At 61.0% G+C, this 21,408-nt stretch carries 14 protein-coding genes; 3 read left to right on the top strand and 11 right to left on the bottom strand.

Going from position 1 to position 21,408, the window contains the following annotated elements:
* Window positions 1-67 precede the first annotated feature (67 nt).
* Both RGM3321_RS26815 and RGM3321_RS26820 read right to left on the bottom strand, forming a co-directional pair.
* Window positions 68-2,473: a TonB-dependent siderophore receptor gene (locus tag RGM3321_RS26815; protein ID WP_244395557.1), complete on the bottom strand. Its 2,406-nt coding sequence runs from the start codon at window positions 2,471-2,473 to the stop codon at window positions 68-70.
* Window positions 2,474-2,647: 174 nt separating this feature from the next.
* A complete protein-coding gene (locus RGM3321_RS26820) occupies window positions 2,648-4,879 on the bottom strand; it encodes a TonB-dependent siderophore receptor (protein WP_244395558.1) in 2,232 nt (743 codons plus the stop codon).
* A gap of 89 nt (window positions 4,880-4,968) precedes the next feature.
* On the opposite strand from RGM3321_RS26820, the gene RGM3321_RS26825 reads away from it, so the two are divergent.
* Window positions 4,969-5,211, top strand: coding sequence for a hypothetical protein (locus RGM3321_RS26825; protein WP_244395559.1), 243 nt, complete (start codon window positions 4,969-4,971; stop codon window positions 5,209-5,211).
* On the opposite strand, the gene RGM3321_RS26830 is transcribed toward RGM3321_RS26825, so the two are convergent.
* From RGM3321_RS26830 to pvdM, 4 genes are all read right to left on the bottom strand, one after another.
* Window positions 5,187-6,863 carry a cyclic peptide export ABC transporter gene (locus RGM3321_RS26830; protein WP_244395560.1) on the bottom strand — a complete coding sequence of 559 codons (1,677 nt, stop codon included), beginning with the start codon at window positions 6,861-6,863 and terminating at the stop codon, window positions 5,187-5,189. The genes RGM3321_RS26825 and RGM3321_RS26830 overlap by 25 nt on opposite strands.
* A gap of 69 nt (window positions 6,864-6,932) precedes the next feature.
* The gene (locus RGM3321_RS26835) at window positions 6,933-7,799 is read right to left on the bottom strand and encodes a formylglycine-generating enzyme family protein (protein ID WP_244395561.1); all 867 of its coding nucleotides are present in this window, start codon (window positions 7,797-7,799) and stop codon (window positions 6,933-6,935) included.
* Between the two features lie 48 nt (window positions 7,800-7,847).
* Window positions 7,848-9,128 (bottom strand): aminotransferase class V-fold PLP-dependent enzyme, encoded by a 1,281-nt coding sequence (locus RGM3321_RS26840; RefSeq protein WP_244395562.1) that lies wholly within the window; start codon window positions 9,126-9,128, stop codon window positions 7,848-7,850.
* Window positions 9,121-10,515 carry a pyoverdine-tailoring dipeptidase-like protein PvdM gene (gene pvdM / locus RGM3321_RS26845; protein WP_244395563.1) on the bottom strand — a complete coding sequence of 465 codons (1,395 nt, stop codon included), beginning with the start codon at window positions 10,513-10,515 and terminating at the stop codon, window positions 9,121-9,123. Before pvdM ends, RGM3321_RS26840 begins: the two co-directional genes overlap by 8 nt.
* Window positions 10,516-10,698: 183 nt before the next feature.
* Here pvdM and RGM3321_RS26850 point away from each other — a divergent pair, with 183 nt between their 5' ends.
* Complete coding sequence (locus tag RGM3321_RS26850; protein WP_244395564.1) at window positions 10,699-12,333, top strand: PvdJ/PvdD/PvdP-like protein; 1,635 nt, start codon at window positions 10,699-10,701, stop codon at window positions 12,331-12,333.
* A gap of 194 nt (window positions 12,334-12,527) precedes the next feature.
* Here RGM3321_RS26850 and RGM3321_RS26855 read toward each other — a convergent pair whose 3' ends face one another.
* Genes RGM3321_RS26855 through RGM3321_RS26865 form a run of 3 tightly spaced genes read right to left on the bottom strand, consistent with a single transcriptional unit; the run spans window position 12,528 to window position 17,067 of the window.
* Window positions 12,528-13,916: an efflux transporter outer membrane subunit gene (locus RGM3321_RS26855; RefSeq protein WP_244395565.1), complete on the bottom strand. Its 1,389-nt coding sequence runs from the start codon at window positions 13,914-13,916 to the stop codon at window positions 12,528-12,530.
* A gap of 7 nt (window positions 13,917-13,923) precedes the next feature.
* On the bottom strand, window positions 13,924-15,894 hold the full coding sequence (locus RGM3321_RS26860; protein ID WP_244395566.1) for a MacB family efflux pump subunit: 1,971 nt from the start codon (window positions 15,892-15,894) through the stop codon (window positions 13,924-13,926).
* Window positions 15,895-17,067: an efflux RND transporter periplasmic adaptor subunit gene (locus RGM3321_RS26865; RefSeq protein ID WP_244395567.1), complete on the bottom strand. Its 1,173-nt coding sequence runs from the start codon at window positions 17,065-17,067 to the stop codon at window positions 15,895-15,897.
* 202 nt (window positions 17,068-17,269) lie between these two features.
* Between RGM3321_RS26865 and RGM3321_RS26870 the strand changes: the two genes are divergently transcribed.
* On the top strand, window positions 17,270-19,609 hold the full coding sequence (locus RGM3321_RS26870) for an acylase (protein WP_244395568.1): 2,340 nt from the start codon (window positions 17,270-17,272) through the stop codon (window positions 19,607-19,609).
* A 55-nt stretch (window positions 19,610-19,664) separates the two neighbouring features.
* On the opposite strand, the gene RGM3321_RS26875 is transcribed toward RGM3321_RS26870, so the two are convergent.
* On the bottom strand, window positions 19,665-19,982 hold the full coding sequence (locus tag RGM3321_RS26875) for a hypothetical protein (protein WP_058409427.1): 318 nt from the start codon (window positions 19,980-19,982) through the stop codon (window positions 19,665-19,667).
* 224 nt (window positions 19,983-20,206) lie between these two features.
* Complete coding sequence (locus tag RGM3321_RS26880) at window positions 20,207-21,403, bottom strand: amino acid aminotransferase (protein WP_244395569.1); 1,197 nt, start codon at window positions 21,401-21,403, stop codon at window positions 20,207-20,209.
* Window positions 21,404-21,408 lie beyond the last annotated feature (5 nt).

Here is a 21,408-nt window from a genome sequence, read left to right on the forward strand (position 1 = left end):
ACGACAATCTCGACTATCGTGCGACGCTCTGCGTCCGGTCTTGATTGTGAGGTGCGAGCGTGGGCTGTTAAAAATCACCGCGCAACGTCAGGACGTAGTTGCGCGGGTCGCCGTAATAGTTGCCGCGGTCGATGTCGCCGGTTGCCTTGTAGTATTTGCGATCCAGCAGGTTGTTGCCGTTGAGGGCCACCGACCAGTGTTCGTCGATCTTCCAGGCGGCTCGTGCGTCCCATATGGCGCGGCCAGGGTTGTCGATGGGCTGAGTCGACTCATGCTCCGAGTAGCCGCTTTGCGCCGACACACCGCCGCCGACGGTCAGTCGACGCCAGGTGCCGGGCAGGTTGTAGCTGCTGGACAAGCGCAGCATGTGCCGGGGTGTTTCTGCTGAAATCGATTTCCCGTCGCTGCCGCGCGTGAGGTTGAAGGTGTAGCCGGCGAGGGTCTGCAAACCCGGTAACGGTTCACCGCTGATCTCCATGTCGATACCCTTGCTGCGTCGGATGTCGCCATTCACATAGCAGGTGCCGTAAGCGTCGTTGCTCAGGCACTGGCCCGCATTGGCATCGTCCTCGACCGCTACGTCTTTCTGTTTCACATAGAACAGCGCAAAAGACACGTTCAGGCGCTTGTCGAACAACTCGCCCTTGATGCCGGTTTCATGGCTGGCACCGATGGCCGGGTCAAGGAACGTGCCGGATGCCGTTCGATAACCGCTCTGCGGCAGAAAGATATCGGTGTAGCTGGCGTACCACGACCAGTCGCGGTTCAGATCGTAGATCACACCCACGAATGGCGTGACCTGGTTCTTCTCCTGTGCGCGAGTGGTCACGCCTGCGGATTGGCTCTGATAGTCATACCAACTGACCCGGCCGCCCATGACCAGGCTCAACGACTCGGTCAGGCTCAGGCGCAGGTTGCTGTAAACTCCATAACGCTTGTCGCTGTAGTCGGTACTGCGCCAGGCCGGACGCGCAGGTTCGGCAATCGCGTCATGATCGGGATTGAAGATGTCCAGCGGCCGATTGCTGTTGACGGTGGCATAGCGCGAATCACGTTTTTGCTCAGACCAGTTGCCGCCGATGGTCAACTGGTGGGGCAGGCCAAAGGCGTCGAAACGACCGTCCAGATGGCTGTCGAAGCCGTCGCTTTGCAGCGTGTCCGAGCGAAACAGGGTTCTGACCAATCGCGAGCCGCTCTGGGTCGCAGGGTCTATGGTGCCTTGTGCATAGGCGACTTTCTGATCGAAAGCGCCATCGGAGTGAGTGGCAGATAGTGTGCCGCTCCAGTTCTCGTCAAAGCGTGTCTCCAGTTCGCTGAACACTTCGTCGGTCCGGGTCTGATGACGGTTCCAGTCCTGGGCCAAGGAGGTGGAGCGCGGCAGATCGGTGGCTTTGCCGTTGCTGTAGCGGGGCAGGCCGAAAATCGAAAAGCCGTGGGTATCCGCGCTCTGATGGCGCAGGCCCAGCGTTAGCGTGGTGTCTTCGCTCAGGTCGGTTTCCAGAATGCCGTACAACAACGGCGCAGTCTTTTTCAGACCGTCGATGAAGTATCCGCGGTCTTCGTAAGACGTGACAAAACGCCCGCGCACGCTGCCCGAGTCGTTGAGCTTGCTGCTGCCATCCAGATCGACCCGGTACTGGTCCCAACTGCCGGCGCGGGTGGTGATCGAGAACTGCGGTAAGGCGGTCGGCCGCTTGCGCACCAGATTGACCGCGCCACCGGGGTTGCCCGCGCCGATCAGCAGCCCGGCCGCACCGCGCAGCACTTCGACACGGTCGTAGATCTCCATGTCCGGGGTCATCCAGCCGGTCACGCTGTAACCCTGACCGGCCACGCCATCGATGGTGTAGCTCTCGTCTTCCAGCGCAAAGCCCCGCGAGCTGAACACATGAGAGCCAAAGTTGCGTTGCGAAAAGGTGATGCCAGGCGTCTGCGCCATCACCTCGTCGAGGCCGTTGAGGTTTTTGTCGTTCATCAACTGGCGAGTCATGACCGTGACCGATTGCGGGGTTTCGCGCAGCGATTGTGATGTCTTGTTGATGCTCACGCCGGTCGCTGCGTACGAGCCGCTGCCCTCGGTGGTGATACCGAACTGGTCGCCTTTGATCGCCACTGGCCCAAGGTTCATGGGTTGCGCGGACGCCGCGCTGCCGAGGGTCAGGGTATCGGCCTCAAGGTTGTGCGTTACGCCAGCCTGTTTCAGCAGATCCGCGACCGCCTGTTCAGGCGTCAACCTGCCATGCACCGGGCTGCTGAACTTACCGTTCACATCATCGGGGTTGTAAAGAATTTGCAGGTCGCCCTGGCGCCCCAGCTCTTTAAGGGCGCTGTTCAAGGGTTGTGCTGGGATATCGAATTCGAACTCTTCAGCCAATACCTCGCCCTGAAAAGCCAATGCCAGCACCAGCCCGCCCAGACGCAAGCCAAGCGTTTTCACGCGGCCTGTGCGCAGACGGCTGAAGGGTGTTGGCATGGGAAGGATGGCTCATTGAAATCGAGGGTGCAGGATAAATGCAAATCCCTGTGGGAGCGAACTTGTTCGCGAAGACGGTCGTTCAGACAATGCATTTTCGGAGAACATACTGACTTCTTCGCGAACAAGTTCGCTCCCACGGCCTTCGGCCAGAATCAAAAGCCTGGACTCAGATCAGAAATCCCCTCGCAAGGTCAGGACATAGCTGCGCGGTTCGCCGTAGACGTTGGAGCGGTCGGTGGCGATCGAGGTGCTGTAGTACTTGCGGTCGAAAAGGTTTTCGGCGTTGAGCGACACCTTCCAGTTCTCGTCCAGTTTCCACGAGGCTCGCGCATCCCAGATGGCCTTGCCAGAAACGCCCAGCTGTTTGTTGGAAGGCACTTCATAGCCCGAATCTGCCGACACGCCGGTGCCCAGGGTCAGGCGGTTCCATGCACCCGGCAAGTTGTAGCTGGTGTTGAGGCGCAGCATGTGTTTTGGCGTTTCGTAAGCGACATCCGCATCGCCGTTGTTGCGCAGCATGTTGAAGGTATAGCCGCCGAACACTTGCAGGCCTGGCAACACTTCACCGCTGGCTTCGACGTCGACACCCTTGCTGCGACTGATGCCGTCCTGCAGGTAGCAGGAGCCGTCGGAGCTGGTCGGGCATGTCTGAGTAGTGTTCACGTCCAGCGCGGCGACATCTTTCTGCTTGATGTAGAACAGCGCCATCGACAGGTTCATGCGCTTGTCGAACAGTTCACCCTTGAAGCCGGTTTCGTAGTTGGAACCGATGGCCGGGTCCAGCGGCGAGCCGCCTGAGGTTACATAGTTGGCTTGTGGTGTGAAGATGTCGGCATAGCTGGCGTACCAGGACCAGTTGTCGTTGATGTCGTAGATGACGCCTGCGAACGGGGTGAATTCCTGAGTCTGCTTTGATTCATAATCCTTGGCCGCACCGGTTTTGACGTCGTACTTGTAGTCATACCAGCTCAGGCGGCTGCCCAGAACCACGCTCAAAGGCTCGCTCAGATGAATACGCGTGTTGGCGTACAGGCCTGCGCGCTCTTCGGTGGTGTCGATGTCGGTTTGCCAGGCCGGACGAGCTGGTTTGGCGAAAGCGCTCTGGTCGACATCGAAGACGTTGACTGCGGTGCGTCTCGTCACGGTCGCCTGATGCGTGTTGGCGTCCTGCTTCGACCAGTCAGCCCCCAGGGTTACCTGATGCTCAAGGCCGAACGCGTTGAAGTTACCTTCCAGTTGACTGTTCAGACCGACGCTGTCGACCTCGTCCTTGCGAAACAGTGTGCCCTGAAAATTGGAGCCCGCCAGTGTCGTTGGGTTTACTGCGCCTCGTGCGTAGGCAATGTTCTGATCAAAACCGCCCTGCGAGTAAGTAAGCGACGTGCGGCTGGTCCAGTCTTCATTGAAGCGATGCGCAACTTCGGTAAACACCTCGGTCATGTCGCTTTCGAGACGGTTCCACTTCTGCGCCAGGTTGGTCGAGCGCGACAGGTCCAGCGACTGACCGTTGCTGTAGCGCGGCAGGCCATAGATCGAGTAGCCATTGATGACCTGTTCCTGACGCCGCAGGCTCATGGTCAGCGTGGTGTCATCGCTCAGGTCGGCTTCGACGATGCCATACAGCAGCGGAGTTCGGCTGTCGCGCCCGTCCAGGTACGAACCGCTGTCATCGTAGGCCGCGACCATGCGCCCGCGCAGCGTGCCCGAATCGTTGAGCTTGCCGCTGCCATCCAGATCGACGCGGTACTGATCCCAAGAACCTGCACGGGTGGTGATCGAAAACTTGTTGTCGGCGGTCGGGCGTTTGCGCACCAGATTGACCGCGCCACCGGGCTGACCGGCACCGACCAGCAGGCCGGACGCGCCGCGCAATACTTCTACACGGTCATAGATGGCCATGTCCGGCTGCATCCAGCCGGTGATCTGATAGCCCTGACCGCCAATGCCGTCGACCAGAAAGCTCTCCGCCAGTAGCGAGAAGCCGCGCGAGGTGTACACGTGACCGCCGAAGTTACGGTACTGGAAGGTGATTCCCGGGGTGTCTTCCAGCACCTTGCTCAGGCTGTTGAGGTTGTTGTCATCCATGACTTGCCGAGTCACCACGCTTACAGACTGCGGTGTTTCACGCAGCGACTGTGGCGCGCCCTTGCCGATACTTACCGCGCCGGTGGTGTAAGAGCCAGTGCCGTCAGTGGCGGTGCCCAGGTACTGCGAGTCGATTGCAGTTGGCGCCAGATTGACCGTGGCTGTCTGGGTCGAACCGTTTGCGGCGGTTTCCTGTGCCTGGCTGGCCACTGGCATGCAGAGCGCAAGGCCCATGACCGCCATGGATGGCCGGGAGCGGAACATCTGACTGAGCATCAACGCTTTGCTGAGCGGGGTAAGTCGTGACGGGTTGTGCATGAATTGGCTCTTTCCAGTGGGTATCGGCAAGGAGATTGAGAGCGTTGGTCAGGTCTGCGCAGTCGGGTTCAGCCGTCGACGGGGCAGGCGTGAGCAACTTTTTTATAGGGCGTTGCGCGGGAGATGGCTGTGCACGCAATTCGCTGTTAATGAGAACGAAAGCGAATAACGTTTATTTAATGAATTTTTCACAATTCCGGAAAAAAGATGGCGCTTGGCTATCTTGCTGGGGCGGCTATGGCTTCGCCGGGCAACAAAAAACCCCGCTCACGGACTGGCCGGGCGGGGCTTTCGAGGCGTGGATGAATCAGGCCGGAATGGTTTTGCCGTAAGTGTCGTTCTGCACCTGCTCGACCTGAATCTGCCCGGTCTGCATGCGCACCAGTTGGTCGGCGATATAGAAATAGCGGTCGTCATGGGAGATGACGATGATGGTCTTGCCTTGCTGCTTCAGCTCCGGCAGCAGTTCGGTGTAGAACACGCGCCGGAACGCCGGGTCCTGATCGGCAGCCCACTCGTCGAATACCAGCACCTGACGCTCGTCCAGCCACGCGTTGATCAGTGCCAGCCGCTTGCGTTGACCAGTCGACAGGTCGGTGGTGGTGAAGGCACCGTCCTTGATGTTGACCTTGTGCGCGATGTCCAGCCGCTCCAAGTATTTGCCGGCGTCTTGCGGCAGCGCGGCCTGTCCCTGCAACGGCTCATCAAACAGGTAGTAATCGGCAAAGATCGTAGTGAATAACTGGCGGTAGTCATCCAGGTTTTCCGGGCTGACAGTCTGGCCGTTGAGGCGGATTTCGCCCTGTTGCGGCGTGTACAGACCCAGCAGCAGCTTGATCAGCGTGGTCTTGCCACAGCCGTTTTCGCCGACGATGAATACGATATCGCCCTGTTTGATACTCAAATCGACTGGCCCGAGATGAAAGGCATCGCTGCCCTCCACTGGCGGGTAGTCATAACGCAGGTTGTGCAGTTCCAGGGTTTGCATATTGGCCAGCGAATTGGGGCGGTCGTTGACCAGCAAGTGTGGTTCGGGGCTGGAAAACTTCCACGACAGCTCGGCGATGCGGCGCATGGCGATTTGCGCGCGGCTGATGCCGGGCAGGGCGGTAATCAGGCGTTCCAGCGGGCCTTTCATGTACAGCATCACCAGCACGAAGCCGCCCAGCACGGTTTTTTCAGTGGTCGGCCACATGGCCTGGAAGGCGATGGCGATGCCGATCACGGCAAAGAACAGCATCGAACCGAAGGTTTCCGCGCTGACGAAGATGTTGGCGGCGCGAATGTTCGAGCGGCAGATGTGCTCGGTGGCACCGTGAATCTTCTCGTCGAGCATGTGCTGACGACGCTTGCGCTGAATGCGCAGCTCCTTGGCACCCGCAGACAGCGCCTGATAGTGCTTCTGCAATTCGTCTTCGCTGTTGCGCGCCGCCAGAATGCTGCGCATGCCGAACGCATGGGCCAGATACTGCGCGCCGGTGCCGAGCACCACGGTAAGCACGGTCAGCGCCAGAATCTGCCAGGACAGCAGCGCCAGATAGGTCAGGCAGCCCAGGGTGACGGTGAACGAGATGACCATCGGTGCGACCGACAGAGCGAAGGTGCTGATGGTGTTGACGTCGTTGAGCAGCACCGGAATCAGACGGTGCGAGCGATAACGCTCCAGTTGCTCGATGGGTGCCACCAGCACCTTGGCAGCCAGCTCGCGGCGCAGGTTGGCGACCACGCGCTGGCCAACGTAGTTGGTCGACAGGTTGGACAATGTCGAGCAGGCCAGGGTCAGCACACACAACCCGGCGAACAGCAGCGCGGTCTGCGTGTCCGGGCCGCCGGGCATGTTCATCGCATTGTTGATGGTGGCCAGCAGGCCGGTGACGCTCAGACCGCTGACAATCCCCAGCACGGTCGACAGCGCCACCAGCCACCAGAAGGGCTTGAGGATTCTCAGGGTTTCCTGGGCGAGGCTTTCAGTTTTGCGGGTCATGGTGTGTCTCGTCAGTGTCCGTGAGTGCGGCCCGCGTCTGTCGCAGGCCGCAGGCGCGCATGAAGTCCGTTACAGGTCGCGGGCGACCCGGAAACCCAGCCAGTCGCCACGCACATTCGGCTGGCGGCTGTTGCGGTTGCCGGAGCGGGAGAAGATCGGCGCTTCGGTCCAGTCATTGCCGCGAATCATTTTCCAGGTGCAATCGCCGGCCAGCCACGCGCTGCCGTCAGTGGGCGCGCCGTTGTAGTTGCTGGTCTCGCAATCGGCGGTCCATTCGTAGACATTGCCGTGGGCGTCGTAAATGCCGAAATCGTTGGGGCTGTAGCTGCCAGCGGGTGCGGTGTAGCTGAAGCCGTCTTCCGGGCCGTAGGTGTTGGCGTGTTTGGCGATGCTGTAAGGCTTGCCTTCATCCATCGGGAACGGGAAAGAGCCCTTGCTGCCGCCGCGTGCTGCGTATTCGCGCTGGGCTTCGCTAACCAAGTGGTAGGACTTGCCGGTCTTTTTCGACAGCCATTCGACATACGCCTTGGCTTCGTTCCAGTCCATGCACACGGCGGGCTGGCGCGCGGTCAGCGGGTAGCGTGGCTTGCCGGCCTTGCACTCGCGGCCCGGGCGGGTATCGCCGTCGGGCATCTTGTAGCCGGAGCTCTTGATATAGGCATTCCACTCGCCGCTCAGCACCTGAAAACGGCTAATGGCGAACGGTTTGGCGAAGGTCACGTCGTGCAGCGGGCCTTCGTCCGGCTGACGACCCAGTTCCTCTTCGGGCGCACCCATGGTGAAGGTGCCCGCAGGCAGCACGACCATTTCCGGGCAGTCCTTGCAGTCCTTGAACACTTTTCCGGGCGCGGGCACCGGCGCGGGCGTGGCGGCCAGGGTGGTGTCGCAGAGCAACAGACCGAGCAGGGCGGAAAGGGACAGCAGTGTTTTTTTCATGACGGGTCTCGATAGAAAACGGAAAACAGTGGATTCAGTGCACGCACGTCAGTTGCGCTGGCTGAGCAGGGCCATGAAACGATCGATTTCGGCCTCGTTGTTCAGCAATCCCGGCGCGGTGCGCACCACCGGGCCGACATCGCGGCTCACGGCGTCAACGACCATGCGTTGCTTCATCAGCCAGGCGGCCACCTCGTCGCTTTCCTGACCTTTGAGCCGGAAAAAGCTGAAACCCGCTGACAGTGCAGGGTTCATCGGCGTCACCAGTTCGACGTTGGACTGCGCCTTGAGGCGCTGCTTGAGGTAGCTGTTGAGCTCGTGAATGCGCGCCTGTACGTCGGCTTTGCCCAGTTGCAGGTGCAGCTTGAATGCCTCGTTCAGTGCCCAGCGGTGTTCGAACGAGTGATAACCGCCGGACGTCATGATTGTGCTGAAACCGGTGGCTTCCGAGAACGTCGGGATCAGTGGGGTGAGGTCTTTGACCTGCTCCGAGCGGGCGCAGACAATGCCCGTACCGCGCGGGCCGAACATCCACTTGTGCGTGCCGGCGACATAGAAGTCGCACTTCATGTCCGGGAAATCCAGGTTCTCGACGCCAAACCCGTGTACGCCGTCGACCACATATAGAATGCGGTCTTTGTCGTCACGGTTGCGGTTATGTTCTTCGACCAGATCACCGATGGCCCCGAGAGGCAATTTCACACCGCTGCCGGACTGCACCCAGGTCATGCCCAGCACTCGTGTCTTCGGCTGAATACTGCGCGCAATGGAGCCGATGATTTCGTCCGCCGACACGGTTGCCGGGTCTTTGAACAGGCGAATCTTGCGCACCTGTGTGCCTTCGCGCTGCTGGCGGAATTTGAGGATGTCGCGGGTGCAGGAATGCTCGTGCTCGGTGGTCAGGATCTCCTGATCCGGGCGTACATGCAGGCCGCCGTAGATGATCGCCAGCCCTTCGGTGGTGCTGCCGGTGAGGGCGATCTGGCCTGGCTGGGCATTCAGGTACTTGCCCGCCCAGACGCGAACTTCATGTTCGCGGCGCTCGGTTTCTCCCAGGTCCCAGTCCATCGCCAGGCCGGGGTTGCGATCAATGTGCGCGCGATGCTGCTCGATGGCTTCGCGCACCGGAGTGGGATGCGAGGTAACCAGAAAGTTGGAAAGGTGGACGTAATCCGGGTCCTGATTGAACAGCTGTTTCAGCCGCGCCCATTTGTCTGTGGATGTTGATGCAGGTGCAGACGCCATTGCCGTTGACGCAAGACCGGAACCCAGTGGCAAGGCTGCGGCCAGCACTCCGGCCTGTTTGAGGAAGGTTCTGCGGTCAGTCATGAGCGGTAGCGCCTGATGTTCGGCTAGTGGCATTCGAGAGGTTGGTTTGTTTTGTATCCGGACGCGCCGAAGCCTGCACCTGCTCCCAGACGCGCAGGAAATTGCCGCCCCAGAGCTTGGTGATATCCGCTTCGGCGTAACCGCGCTCGATCAGCTCGGCGGTCACGTTGCGAATCTCGCTGACATCGTTGAAGCCTTTTACGCCGCCGCCATCATTGAAATCGGAGCTGATGCCGACGTGGTCGATACCGATCTTTCTCACCGTGTAATCGATGGCGTCGACGAAATCCTTGACCGTGGCCTTGGGCTCTTCTTCAAGGATCGCGTACAGCTTGCTGGCGTAGGCACCGAAGCGCTGTTCCGGCCAGACCGTGATAATCGCGTCGCCGGGCATCAGCGCCATGGCCAGGTTGGGCAGCGGCGGCAGGTCGAAGTCCTTGCGCAAGGCGTTAAGCTTGTCCTGGGTCTTCTCGGTCAGCGGCTTCAAATAAGCCGGGAAAGCCACAATCTGCACCACGCCGCCACTGCGCTTGATGAGCTGCATTTCCTCGTCGCTGAGGTTGCGCGGGATGTCCACCAGCGCACGCGGGGCCGAGTGCGAGGCGATCATTGGCGTACGGCTCAACTGGCTGACCTGCTCCAGTGCCTTGCTCGACATTTGCGAGACATCAATGATCACGCCCAGGTCGTTGAGGCGCTGCACTGCCTGCTTGCCGATCTCCGACAGGCCACCCAGCGCGTCGGGCGTGTCGTTTAGAAAGGGCAGGGGGCGTGAAGAGTCGGCCCAGCTGTTATTACCGACGTAACTGAAGCCGAACATGCGCATGCCGCGCGCTGTCCAGTGGTCCAGCAGGCTCAGGTCATTGCCCAGCGGGTAGGCATTGAGCATGCTGATGAAGATCGCAAACTTGCCCTCGCCGTGCAGGCGGCGCATGTCGTCTGGGGTATAGGCGATGCCGACCTGATTGGGGAAGTCCCGAACCATGCCGGTGATGATCTTGTAGCGTACTTCCTGCTGGTGGCGCGCTTCGTCGACAAAGCCGGGTGTCGGGCGATGCGGGGCATTGTCGCCGTTCCAGATTTCCGGCCAGCCGAACACCGTCAATGCTGCGCCGGACAAGCGTCCGCGTGCGGTTTTCACCAGGTCGAACTGGCCCGAGCCATCCTTGTCGGCTTCATTGCCCTCGCTGCCGAATTTCATCGGCACGGTGATGTGGCTGTCGAAGGAAATGATCCGCTCTTGCAGGTCGTCGGCCTGCTTCATGACCTTGACCGGGTAACCGGCAGGCGACCAGTAATTCCAGGCCAGAAAACCCGCGCCTGCACTGATGGCCAGGGCCAGCGGCAGGCCGATGAAGAGAGCCTTTTTCCAACGCGGTCTTGTCATTTCCGTCTCGTTCAGATTAACCGTTGCGCAGCCTGCAAGGGCCGTTGCTATCTGGTGGAGAACGAGCGGATAGGCGAAAAATTTAGCGCTCGACGGTGGATCAGGTCAGCCAGCTAAATTTAATCATCGGGTTTACGTTCTAGCTTGGATAACGGCTGTCTCGATGCTGGAACAGGTAGGGTAATGACGATTTCTCGACGAGGGTTCATAGCAGGGCTGGCGCTGACTGGCGCGGCAGTTCCGGCTGCCTATTACGCACATCGGGAACTCACCCGTGTCGAGGAACCCGTGACACCGGGCGAGGCCACGGCCGGGCCCGCAGATACGTCTACCCAGCGCCTGGCCGACAAGCTGCGCGGGGTATGGACGCTGCGTTTCGAGGGGCGCGCTGCCGGGCTGGCCAATGCGCCGCTCGAAGGTCTGGAAATGTTTCTCGACATTGCCCCACGCGGTCGCGGCCTGCGCGGTTATATCGATACGGCGGAGCAATTGCGCAGCGATGCACTGCCACGTTTCCGGGTGATCGGCGACCTGCAACCGGCCAACGCGGCAAAGCTGTATCTGCGGGTCATGGACGGCCATGCTGGCAATGATCCGCACAGCGACACTCCGGATTACGAATTCAGCCTGACCCTTGATGAAGTCTGGGGCGCGTTCGGCAATGCGGGCAGCGGCACACTGAGCGGACGTATCGAACGTCTGGACCGGCCGCTGGCCCTGCCGGAGCTGGAAAACCGCCTGATTGCCATCAAGCAGGTGTTCCCTGAGGCGCGTGAGCGGGTCGGCCTGAGTCCGCCGTTTCTGGCCTGGCTGGTTTCCAAAGAACATCGCCTGTTTCATCAGTTGTGGCATGCCTCCCGGGACAAATGGCACAAGCTGCCCGAAGACAAGCGCGACGCCCTGCGTGGTATTGGCTGGCAGCCCGGGCCGCGCGAGAAAGAGCGTGATGCGCGTGGCCCGCACAAGGACCGCAACGGTTCGGGGGAAGACTTCTTTTACATGCACCGGCATATGCTGATTCAGGCGCGCAAGATTCAGGACCTGCCGTCGTGGCCGCGGTTTCCGCTGCCACAGCCTGAGCTGGAGCGTGACCGGTTGGGTTTCGCACGTTATTTCGATAATCACGACGGTTGTTCACTGCCACCGAACTGGCTGGCGCAGGGCGATGAGGAATACACGCAACTGGTCAGCGATATCAAAAGCCACGAGACGTTTCACACGCACTTTCAGGTTTGGGAGTCGCAGTACCGCGACCCGCGCTTTCTGTCGAAGCTGACGTTGGGTCAGTTTGGTTCGCAGGTCGAGCTGGAACTGCATGATTGGCTGCACATGCGCTGGGCCTCCGTCGCCCGCGACCCTGCCAACGGCCAGCCGGTGCCGATGGCACGTCGTTCGGACGACTTCGCCGAGCGCTGGTTCGAGCCGGAAAACGACTTTCTCGCCGATCCGTTTTCATCGCATGTGAACCCGGTGTTCTGGATGTTTCACGGCTGGATCGACGACCGTATCGACGACTGGTTTCGCGCCCACGAGCGCTTTCATCCGGGCGAAGTGAAGCGCCTGGAAGTCAATGGCGTGCCGTGGTTCGCAGCGGGCCGCTGGGTCGAAGTCAGCGACCCGTGGCTGGGGCCGGAAACCCACGGCTGCAGTACCGTGCCAGGGCAGGCGGCAGGCACGACCATGGAAATGGACCCGGAAGTCATGAAGCTCGCGCTGCGCATTACCTTTGCGGCGGATGACAAATTGAGCAACCTGCTACGCCGCGTGCCACGCAGGCCGTGGTATGCACGGAATCTGCTGCCGGACAGGTGGTTCTAACGGATGGCAGTGGAGGTTATCGTTCCCAGCGCTCCTGCTTGGGAATGCAGTTCGCGACGCTCTGCTGCGCAAAGAGGACGCGGAGCGTCCCGAACGGCATGCGACGCAGAGCGTCGCACGATAATTGAGTTATCTGCGCAGACCGACGCGGAGCTTCAGTACGATAGTTGGGATTATCGTTCCTTGCGTGACGCTCAGCGCAGCTGCCAGCCACCGCCCAGCGCTTTGTACAGCGCGATGCTCGCCTGCACCCGTGCCAGTCGCAACTGTACGCTTACGTCTTGTGCCTGGTACAGCGTGCGTTGGGTTTCCAGTACCGTCAGTAAGTCTTCGGCACCTTCTTCATAGCGGCTCTGGGCGATGTTGAAGGCGGTTTGCGCCTGTGTGAGTTCTTCTTCGTGCCAGTAGCGTTGCTGGTCCAGGCCTTGAATGCTGTTCAGGGCTTTTTCGACGTCGGCGAAGCTGTTGATGATCGCTCCGCGATAGGTTTCCAGCAGCTCTTCCTTACGTGCTGTGGCCCTGTCGTGCTCGGCGCTCAGGCGGCCATTATTGAAGATCGGCCCGACCAGACCGGCAGCCAGGCTGCTGAACGGTGCGCGCAGCCAGTCTTCAGCGCGGGTGGCTTCGGTGCCGAGCCTGGCGCTCAACGTCAGCTTTGGCAGCATGGCAGCGCGCGCCACCGTGACATTGGCCTGCGCCGCGGCCAGTTCAGCTTCGGCTTTGGCCAGGTCCGGGCGGCGGGTCAGCAGTTCGCTGGGCACACCGGGGCCGATGTCCGGCCAGTTCAGGGTAGCGAATGCCTGGTCACCGAGGTTCAGATTCTGCACCGGCTGACCGAGCAACGCTGCCAGGCTGATCAACTGCTCGTTGGCCAGTTGCTGAACGCGTGGCAGTTCGCGCTGCTGGGTCGCGACCAGGTTCTTCTGCTGCGCCAGTTCCAGTGCAGTGGCCGAACCCGAGTCGTAGCGGGTCTGTACCAGCCTCAAAACGCTTTGCGCGTTGGTCAGGTTCAGCTCGGCAATCCGGCCTTGCTCGCGCGCCGCGAGGGTTTGCGCATAGCGGTCGGCGACGTTGCCGAGCAGGGTCAGTTCCACAGTCGCCTGATCGAATTCGCTGGCCCGCAGGCTCTGTAGCGCACTGTCGCGTCCGGCGGCGATACCGCCCCAGAAATCCACTTCATAGCTGGCGCTCAGGTCGCTGGTGAAGTTGTTGGTGTTGTTGTCGTCGGAAGGGTTGGCCTTGCGGTCGCTGTTGCGCACGAACTTGTTGCGTTCGCCGCGCAGGTCAAAGCCCAGCTCCGGGAGCAAAGGTGCGCCGCCGATGATGGCGCTGGCCTGCGCCTGGCGCACTCGAGCCATTGCTGCAGCGACTTCGTGGCTGTCGCGACTGGCCTGTTCGATCAAACGATTCAATTGCGGGCTGCCGAACTGCTGCCACCAGCGGGCGTCGCTGCGCTGGGCGGCAGCGCTCTGGGCAAACGCCCAGCTTGCAGGTGGCTGAATGCCGCTGTCCAGGCGCGGAGCCGGGGTATTGCAGGCGGTCAGTAACAGGCAGACGGTCAAAAGGGAAAGGCTCGGCTTCATTGATTGTTCATTCACTGGTAAGGGCGGCGACCGGGTCGAGCCGGGCAGCTTTGCGGGCAGGCATGAAGCCGAAGATCACGCCGGTGACCAGCGCGCAGGCAAACGCTCCGGCCGCTGCCGGCAGGGTGAACGCAACCGCCACCTTGCTCAGCAACAAGGCTGCGCCCATGCCCAGCGCCAGCACGATACCGGCCAGCCCTCCGACCACGGAAAGCATCACCGCTTCGGTGAGGAACTGCCGCAGGATGTCGCTCTGCCGCGCGCCGGTGGCCATACGGATGCCGATTTCACGTGTGCGCTCACGTACGGTCATGAGCATGATGTTCATCACGCCGATGCCGCCGACCAGCAACGAGATGGCCGCAATTGAGCCCAGCATCAGCGACAGGGTGTTCTGGGTACGAGCTTCGGCCTGAATCATCGCTGCGTTGTTGGTCAGCTCGTAATCCTGCTTACCGTTATGCAGGCGTTGAAGCAGGTTACGTATTGCGTCTTCGGCGTGTTTGACGTTGTTGGCATCGCGCGTCGCGATGGTGATGTACTCGGGGTCCTGCGAGCCAAACAGACGGATGCTGGCCGCCGAGTAGGGAATGGCGATGCGGTTGTCGCTGTCCAGGTCACCGGAAGTGGCACCTTTTTCCTCAAGCACGCCGACCACCTGAAACGGTACGTTTTCGATCAGGATGTACTGGCCTATGGGGTCGGTATGCTCGCCGAACAGTTTCTGGCGAACTTTGTAACCAATCACTGCCACGGCGGCAGCACTTTGCTCATCCGCTTCGCTGAAATAACTGCCTTCCACTACCGGCCAGTTGAAAATCGCCGGAAAGTGCGTGTCGTTGCCGCCGACATAGCTGGAATGATCGACGTTGCCGTAGCGCACGCCGGCCTGTCCGCCGTTGACCGGCATGATCATTTTTACCTCGGGCAGTTCGCCCAGCGCCGCGACCTCTTCAAGGGTGATGATGCCCTTGGGCGCACGCGGGTTTGGGGCCTTGCCGTTGAGGTAAATAATGTTGGAGCCGAACGAGGACATCTGTGCCATGACCTGCCGTTTGCTGCCTTCACCGACCGCCAGCATGACCACCACCGATGCAACGCCGATAACGATACCCAACAACGTCAGCGCGGTACGAAAGCGGTTGATCCACATCACCCGCCACGCGGCCTGAAGCGCGTCGAGCAGTTCGCCTTTCCACGCCCCACGACTGCCGCTGCCTTCGCTCAGACGCTTGCGCAGGTCGACAGCCTGCAGCGCGGCCGGGTTCGCTGAACGTGGCGCGCACAGATCACGGGCGGTATCGCTGACCACCAGGCCGTCGCTGATCTCGATGACCCGTTTGGCGCGGGCTGCCACTTCCCGGTCATGGGTGATCAGGATCACCACATGGCCCTGGCTGGCCAGTTCGTCCAGCAGCGCCATGACCTCGGCACCGCTGTGGCTGTCCAGCGCACCTGTGGGTTCGTCGGCGAGGATGATATGCCCGCCATTCATCAAGGCGCGGGCGATGGACACCCGTTGCTGCTGACCGCCAGAAAGCTGGTGCGGGCGGTTGCCGGTGCGTGCCCCAAGGCCCAGCCGGTCGAGCAGTGCGGTAGCCCGTACGTGGCGCTCTGCGGCGGGTGTGCCAGCGTAGATGGCCGGCATTTCGACGTTTTCCTGTGCCGAGCCGGACGGGATCAGGTGGTAGCCCTGAAACACAAAACCGAATGCCTCGCGGCGCAGCCAGGCGAGTTCGTCGCTGCCTAGCTCTGCGACGTTTTCCCCGGCGAACAGGTATTCACCCGAGGTCGGGCGATCCAGGCAGCCGAGGATGTTCATCAGTGTCGACTTGCCGGAACCGGAGGCGCCGACAATCGCTACGAATTCCCCGGCATGGATCGATAAATCGATACCACGCAGAACGTTGACCAGCGGGCTGTCGCCACCGCCGTAGGATTTGCGGATGGCGCGCAGGTCGATCAGCGGCGTTTGCATTCAGCCCCCGCTGCCGACAGAAGCCGGCACCAGCAGGCGATCACCTTCATTCAGGCCGTCGAGTACCTGCACGCGCAGGCGGTCGCTGATACCGGTGCGTACCTGACGGTTTTGCACCTCGCCATTGGCGGACAGCACCTGCGCGATCTGCACATCGGCCTGCGGACCGTTTTGCAAGGCTGCGAGCGGGGCCGTCAGGGTGTTCTGCGCGCTGCCCGCGACGAAGAATATCTGTGCGGTCATTTCTGCCATCAGCGCCTGGTCGCTGTTATCCACGTCCAGCAGCACGGTGTACAGCACAACCCGACCGCCGCCGCTCTTGCGCGCACTGCTCGGGCTGCCGCCGCCCTGATTGGCTTGATCCAGCGGTCTGGGCGGCACTGGCAGGATTTGCCGCACAGTGCTGCTCCAGCGCCTGTTGCCGCCGCTGAGGGTGGTGAAATAGGCTGTCATGCCGGGTTTGACGTGGCCAATATCAGCTTCCGAGACTTCGGCCCAGACCGTCATGGGCGACAAGCGGGCGATGCGCAGAATCAGCGGTGTCTGCTGTTGCGCGTTCAGGGTCTGACCTTCGCGCGCATCCAGTGCGACCACCGTGCCGCTCATGGGCGCGTAGATACGCGTGTAGCCCAGCGCCGCTTCGTCACTACGCAGCGCGGCCTGGGCTTCGAGAATCTGCGCCTTGAACATGTCGACCCGTGCCTGGGTGGCGCGAAATTCCGATTCAGCAGCCTGCACGTCTTCGGCACGCGTGGCACCGCCCGCTGCGAGGCGTTTCTGACGTTGTTGCTTCTGTTCGGCCAGCTCGTGCAGCGCCCGCTGTTCCTGAAGCTGGGCCTTGAGGTTTTCGATGGCGTAACGCGCGGCGTCCAGCCTGGCTTTTTGTGTCGACGGATCGATTTCGACCAGCAAGTCGCCTTCCTTGACCTGATCGCCGACCTGCGCGTGGATCTTCATGATCTGCCCGGTGGCCTGTGAGCCAACGTCCACATAGCTGCGCGGCTGCAAGGTGCCCAGTGCGGTCACGCTGTTTTCGATGTTGCTGCGGGTCACCGTCACGGTCGCTGCATGACCTGTGCTGTCGGGCATGATCTGCCAGGCACACACGGCGATGACCGGGAACAGGCACAGCGCCACGAAAAGGGCGCGTCGATGAGGGCGAGAGCGTTTCATGCAGGTTCCTGGGTGGGAAAAGTCAACCGGTCGACGGACGCCGGCTGCAGAGCGGGCCTTTACATAGAGCTGCCCTTTAAACGAGGGATGAGGACGGGAATTTAGCGTCGGCTGCGGGTTGCATTGCGCGAGTAAATTTTGCGCCTGCGCTTCGTTTAAGGGGAGCGGCTAATTCGGGTCGTCCTGTCGAGTTGGAGTCAGCGTGATTATTTCCAGACCCCTGTGCGGTTTTGTGTTTGCAGGTCTTTCTTTCGCGGTGATATTGCCTGCTCAGGCCCTGGTTGCCGCTGATCATCAGGCTGCCCGTGCCGAAATCCGGCGTACCGGTTTTGGCGTGCCGCATATCGTCGCCGCCAATGAGCGCGGTCTGGGTTACGGCATCGGTTACGCGTATGCGCAGGACAACCTGTGCCTGCTGGCCAACGAAGTCGTCACCGTCAACGGCGAGCGCTCACGCTATTTCGGGCCGGACAAGGCGACCCTTGAGCAGCGCAGCAACATGGCCAGCGACCTGCTGTTCAAGTGGCTCAATACGCCTGAGGCTCTGGCGGATTTCTGGAAGGCCCAGCCGCCCGAGATTCGCCAGTTGATGCAGGGCTATGTCGCCGGCTACAACCGCTCGCTGGGTGAGCAGAAGGCCAAGGGCTTGCCGCAGCCTTGCGCAGCCGATTGGGTTCGGCCGATCAGTACCGATGATTTGCTGCGCCTGACTCGCCGCTTGCTGGTCGAGGGCGGCGTAGGGCAGTTCACCGAGGCCTTTGCCGGTGCCAAACCGCCTTCTGCGCAAAAGCCATTGCAGGTTGATAGCCAGCAGGTTCAGGCGCTGCAATTGGCCGCTGCGCGCAACCAGCGCTTTGCCCTGGAGCGCGGCAGCAATGCAGTGGCAATAGGGGACGAGCTGTCCGCCAATGGGCGCGGCATGCTGTTGGCCAACCCGCACTTTCCCTGGGGCGGCGGCATGCGTTTCTATCAAATGCACCTGACCATTCCTGGCAAGCTTGACGTGATGGGCGCCGCATTGCCGGGCCTGCCGCTGATCAATATCGGTTTCAACCGGCATCTGGCCTGGACCCATACGGTCGACACATCGAAACACTTCACCTTACATCGCTTGCAGCTCGACCCGAAAGACTCGACCCGCTATCTGCTGGATGGCAAGTCCATTGCCATGGGCCAGCAACAAGTCAGCGTCGAGGTGAAGCAGCCGGACGGTAGCTTCAAGGCTGTGCCGCGTATTATTTATTCGTCGACGTTCGGCCCGGTCGTGCAGTGGCCGGGCAAGCTGGACTGGGATGACAAGTTCGCTTTCAGCCTGCGTGACGCCAACCTGGAAAATGACCGGGTGCTGCAACAGTGGTATTCGATGGACAAGGCTGACAGCCTCGAGGCGTTTCAGGATTCGGTGCACAAGATTCAGGGCATCCCTTGGGTCAATACCCTGGCGGTAGGTGCCAAGGGGCAGGCGCTGTACATGAACCTCTCGGTAGTACCGAACGTTGACGCCGCCAAGCTCGCCAAGTGCAGTGACCCGCGTATCGGCACAGAGCTGATCGTGCTCGACGGCTCGCGCAGTGAATGTAACTGGGACATATCCGCGGAGGCGGCTCAGGCCGGTATTTATCCGTCCTCACGCCAGCCGCAATTGTTGCGTAGCGACTTTGTGCAGCATTCCAATGACTCGGCGTGGATGGTCAATCCGGCTGCGCCGCTGTCGGGCTTTTCGCCGCTGATCAGTCAGGACGGTCAGCCACTCGGCCAGCGTGCGCGCTTTGCGCTGGATCGACTGGGCAGCCTGCAACGGGCTGGCAAGGTCAGCGCCGAGAACCTGCAAGCGATGGTCATGGACAACCAGGTGTATCAGGCCGGGCAGGTGCTGCCGGATCTGTTGAAGTTCTGCGCTTCGGAACTGGGTGATGATGCAGCGCGTCTGGCACCGTTGTGCGTCGCCTTGAAAGCCTGGGACGGACGCGCTGATCTAAACAGTGGCATCGGTTTCGTGTACTTCCAGCGGATCGTGACGTCCATGCAAGGCGTTGCCTCGCGCTGGCGTGTGGTGTTCGACCCGCAGAACCCGGTCCATACGCCAAGCGGGCTGGCCATCGAAAACCCTCAGGTTGCCAGCGCACTGCGCGCCGCCATGCTTGCGGCGGTTGATGAGGTGGCCAAGGCCGGTCTTTCGCCCGAGAGTAAATGGGGCGACATTCAGGTCTCCAGCCTCAGCGGCAAACCCATTCCGATTCATGGTGGCCCGGCCGGGCTCGGCATCTACAACGCCATGCAGACCATCGCTGGCAAGGACGGCAGGCGTGAGGTGGTGAGCGGCACCAGCTATCTGCAGATGGTGACGTTTGATGAGCAGGGACCCAAAGCGCAAGGTCTGCTGGCGTTCTCTGAATCGAGCAACCCGCAGTCGGCTCATTCAAGGGATCAGACCGAGGCGTTTTCGAAAAAACAGTGGGGTGCTTTGCCGTTCACCGAACAGCAAATCAAGGCTGATCCGGCGTATCAGGTGCAGGTGATCAGCGAGGAGGGCAACCGCTGAGCGTGGCAGGAGAAGCGTTTGGGCCGTGCGGCCCAAATGCGCTCGCCCGTCGGGATTAGCCGCCGGGCGTATCGATATCGGCGTCAACACCCTGGGTAGGCTGATGGTTGCGCAGATCCTCGGTTTTTTCCTCTGGCTCATGGTCAGGCACGTAAGCGCTGTCGCTGGATGACTGGCTTTGGCTTTGGCCTTGAGACTGAGACTGGCTGGGAGCAGGGCTTTGGCCCTGATTCTGGCCACCGCCTTTTTCCGTCTCCGGCTTTACGTCCGCAACCTGCGGCTCGATGGCCGGGTCGTTGCGGTCTGCACCCTGGTCAGCGGGCGTATGCTGGCCCGGTGGCTGCTCTTTCTGACGTTGCGGTTCGATGGACATGAGTACCTCGATATCTGTTTCAGAAAATGGTCTGACAGGGTTTCGAAAGGTAGCCATATGGATCGTTCGATTCAGTTGCCGAACGGTGCTGAAGGATGGAGTGTTGTGTGTGAGGCTATGGGAGGCGCGATGTTCGCGAAGGGAGCCGTACAGTTGCATGAGATGCATTGAACGGAACATAGCCTTCGCGAACAGGTTCGCCACAGAAAATATAGGCAGCCCGGTTAGAGCACTTTTTTGATCGCGTCGCAGACCGCATCAATATTCTTCTGGTTCAGCGCCGCCACGCAGATACGCCCGGTATCCAGCGCGTAGATGCCGAATTCGCTGCGCAGGCGTTGTGCCTGTGCGGCGGTCAGGCCGGAGTAGGAGAACATGCCGCACTGACGGCCGACAAAGCTGAAGTCCTGACCAGCCGGGTTATCCGCCAGGCGCTCGACCATGGCTTTGCGCATGCCTTGGATACGCACGCGCATCTCGCCGAGTTCTTCTTCCCACAGGGCGCGCAGTGCCGGGTCGTTAAGGACCGCAGCGGAAATGATTGCGCCGTGGGTCGGCGGGTTGGAGTAGTTGGTGCGGATCACGCGCTTGACCTGCGACAGAACGCGGGCGGTTTCTTCTTTCGATTCGGTAATGATCGACAGCGCGCCGACACGTTCGCCATACAGCGACAGCGACTTGGAAAACGAGCTGGAGGCGAAGAAGGTCAGGCCCGAATCGGCGAACAGGCGCACAGCCAGTGCATCTTCCTGAATGCCTTGACCGAAGCCTTGATACGCCATGTCCAGAAACGGTACGTGGCCCTTGGCCTTGACCACTTCCAGCACTTTTTTCCAGTCGTCCAGGCTCAGATCGACGCCGGTCGGGTTGTGGCAGCAGGCGTGCAGCACGACGACCGAGTTGTTCGGCAGGTTCTGCAGGTCTTCAAGCATGCCTGCACGGTTCACGTCGTGGGTGGCAGCGTCGTAGTAGCGGTAGTTCTGCACCGGGAAACCTGCGGTTTCGAACAGCGCGCGGTGGTTTTCCCAGCTTGGGTCGCTGATCGCTACCATTGCGTTGGGCAGCAGTTGCTTGAGGAAGTCGGCACCGATCTTCAAGGCGCCTGTGCCGCCGACCGATTGAGTGGTCAGTACACGGCCTGAGGCGATCAGCGGTGAATCGGCCCCCAACAGCAGTTTTTGCACGGCCTGGTCATAAGCTGCAATGCCGTCGATCGGCAGGTAACCGCGCGGCGCGTGCTGGGCAACACGGATCTTTTCAGCTTCAGCCACGGCACGCAGTAGAGGAATGCGCCCGTCTTCATCACAGTAGACGCCTACGCCAAGGTTGACCTTGGTGGTGCGGGTGTCGGCGTTGAAGGCTTCGTTGATACCCAGGATCGGATCGCGGGGTGCCATTTCGACAGCGGAGAACAGGCTCATTGTGC

This window comes from Pseudomonas sp. RGM 3321 (assembly GCF_022836805.1).
In the GTDB taxonomy this organism is placed as follows: domain Bacteria; phylum Pseudomonadota; class Gammaproteobacteria; order Pseudomonadales; family Pseudomonadaceae; genus Aquipseudomonas.

Excerpts from the sequence above, each read along its gene's own strand:
- RGM3321_RS26815 (WP_244395557.1), bottom strand. The coding sequence starts at position 2,473 with ATGCCAACACCCTTCAGCCGTCTGCGCACAGGCCGCGTGAAAACGCTT.
- RGM3321_RS26820 (WP_244395558.1), bottom strand. The coding sequence starts at position 4,879 with ATGCACAACCCGTCACGACTTACCCCGCTCAGCAAAGCGTTGATGCTC.
- RGM3321_RS26830 (WP_244395560.1), bottom strand. The coding sequence starts at position 6,863 with ATGACCCGCAAAACTGAAAGCCTCGCCCAGGAAACCCTGAGAATCCTC.
- RGM3321_RS26835 (WP_244395561.1), bottom strand. The coding sequence starts at position 7,799 with ATGAAAAAAACACTGCTGTCCCTTTCCGCCCTGCTCGGTCTGTTGCTC.
- RGM3321_RS26840 (WP_244395562.1), bottom strand. The coding sequence starts at position 9,128 with ATGACTGACCGCAGAACCTTCCTCAAACAGGCCGGAGTGCTGGCCGCA.
- pvdM (WP_244395563.1), bottom strand. The coding sequence starts at position 10,515 with ATGACAAGACCGCGTTGGAAAAAGGCTCTCTTCATCGGCCTGCCGCTG.
- RGM3321_RS26850 (WP_244395564.1), top strand. The coding sequence starts at position 10,699 with ATGACGATTTCTCGACGAGGGTTCATAGCAGGGCTGGCGCTGACTGGC.
- RGM3321_RS26855 (WP_244395565.1), bottom strand. The coding sequence starts at position 13,916 with ATGAAGCCGAGCCTTTCCCTTTTGACCGTCTGCCTGTTACTGACCGCC.
- RGM3321_RS26860 (WP_244395566.1), bottom strand. The coding sequence starts at position 15,894 with ATGCAAACGCCGCTGATCGACCTGCGCGCCATCCGCAAATCCTACGGC.
- RGM3321_RS26865 (WP_244395567.1), bottom strand. The coding sequence starts at position 17,067 with ATGAAACGCTCTCGCCCTCATCGACGCGCCCTTTTCGTGGCGCTGTGC.
- RGM3321_RS26875 (WP_058409427.1), bottom strand. The coding sequence starts at position 19,982 with ATGTCCATCGAACCGCAACGTCAGAAAGAGCAGCCACCGGGCCAGCAT.
- RGM3321_RS26880 (WP_244395569.1), bottom strand. The coding sequence starts at position 21,403 with ATGAGCCTGTTCTCCGCTGTCGAAATGGCACCCCGCGATCCGATCCTG.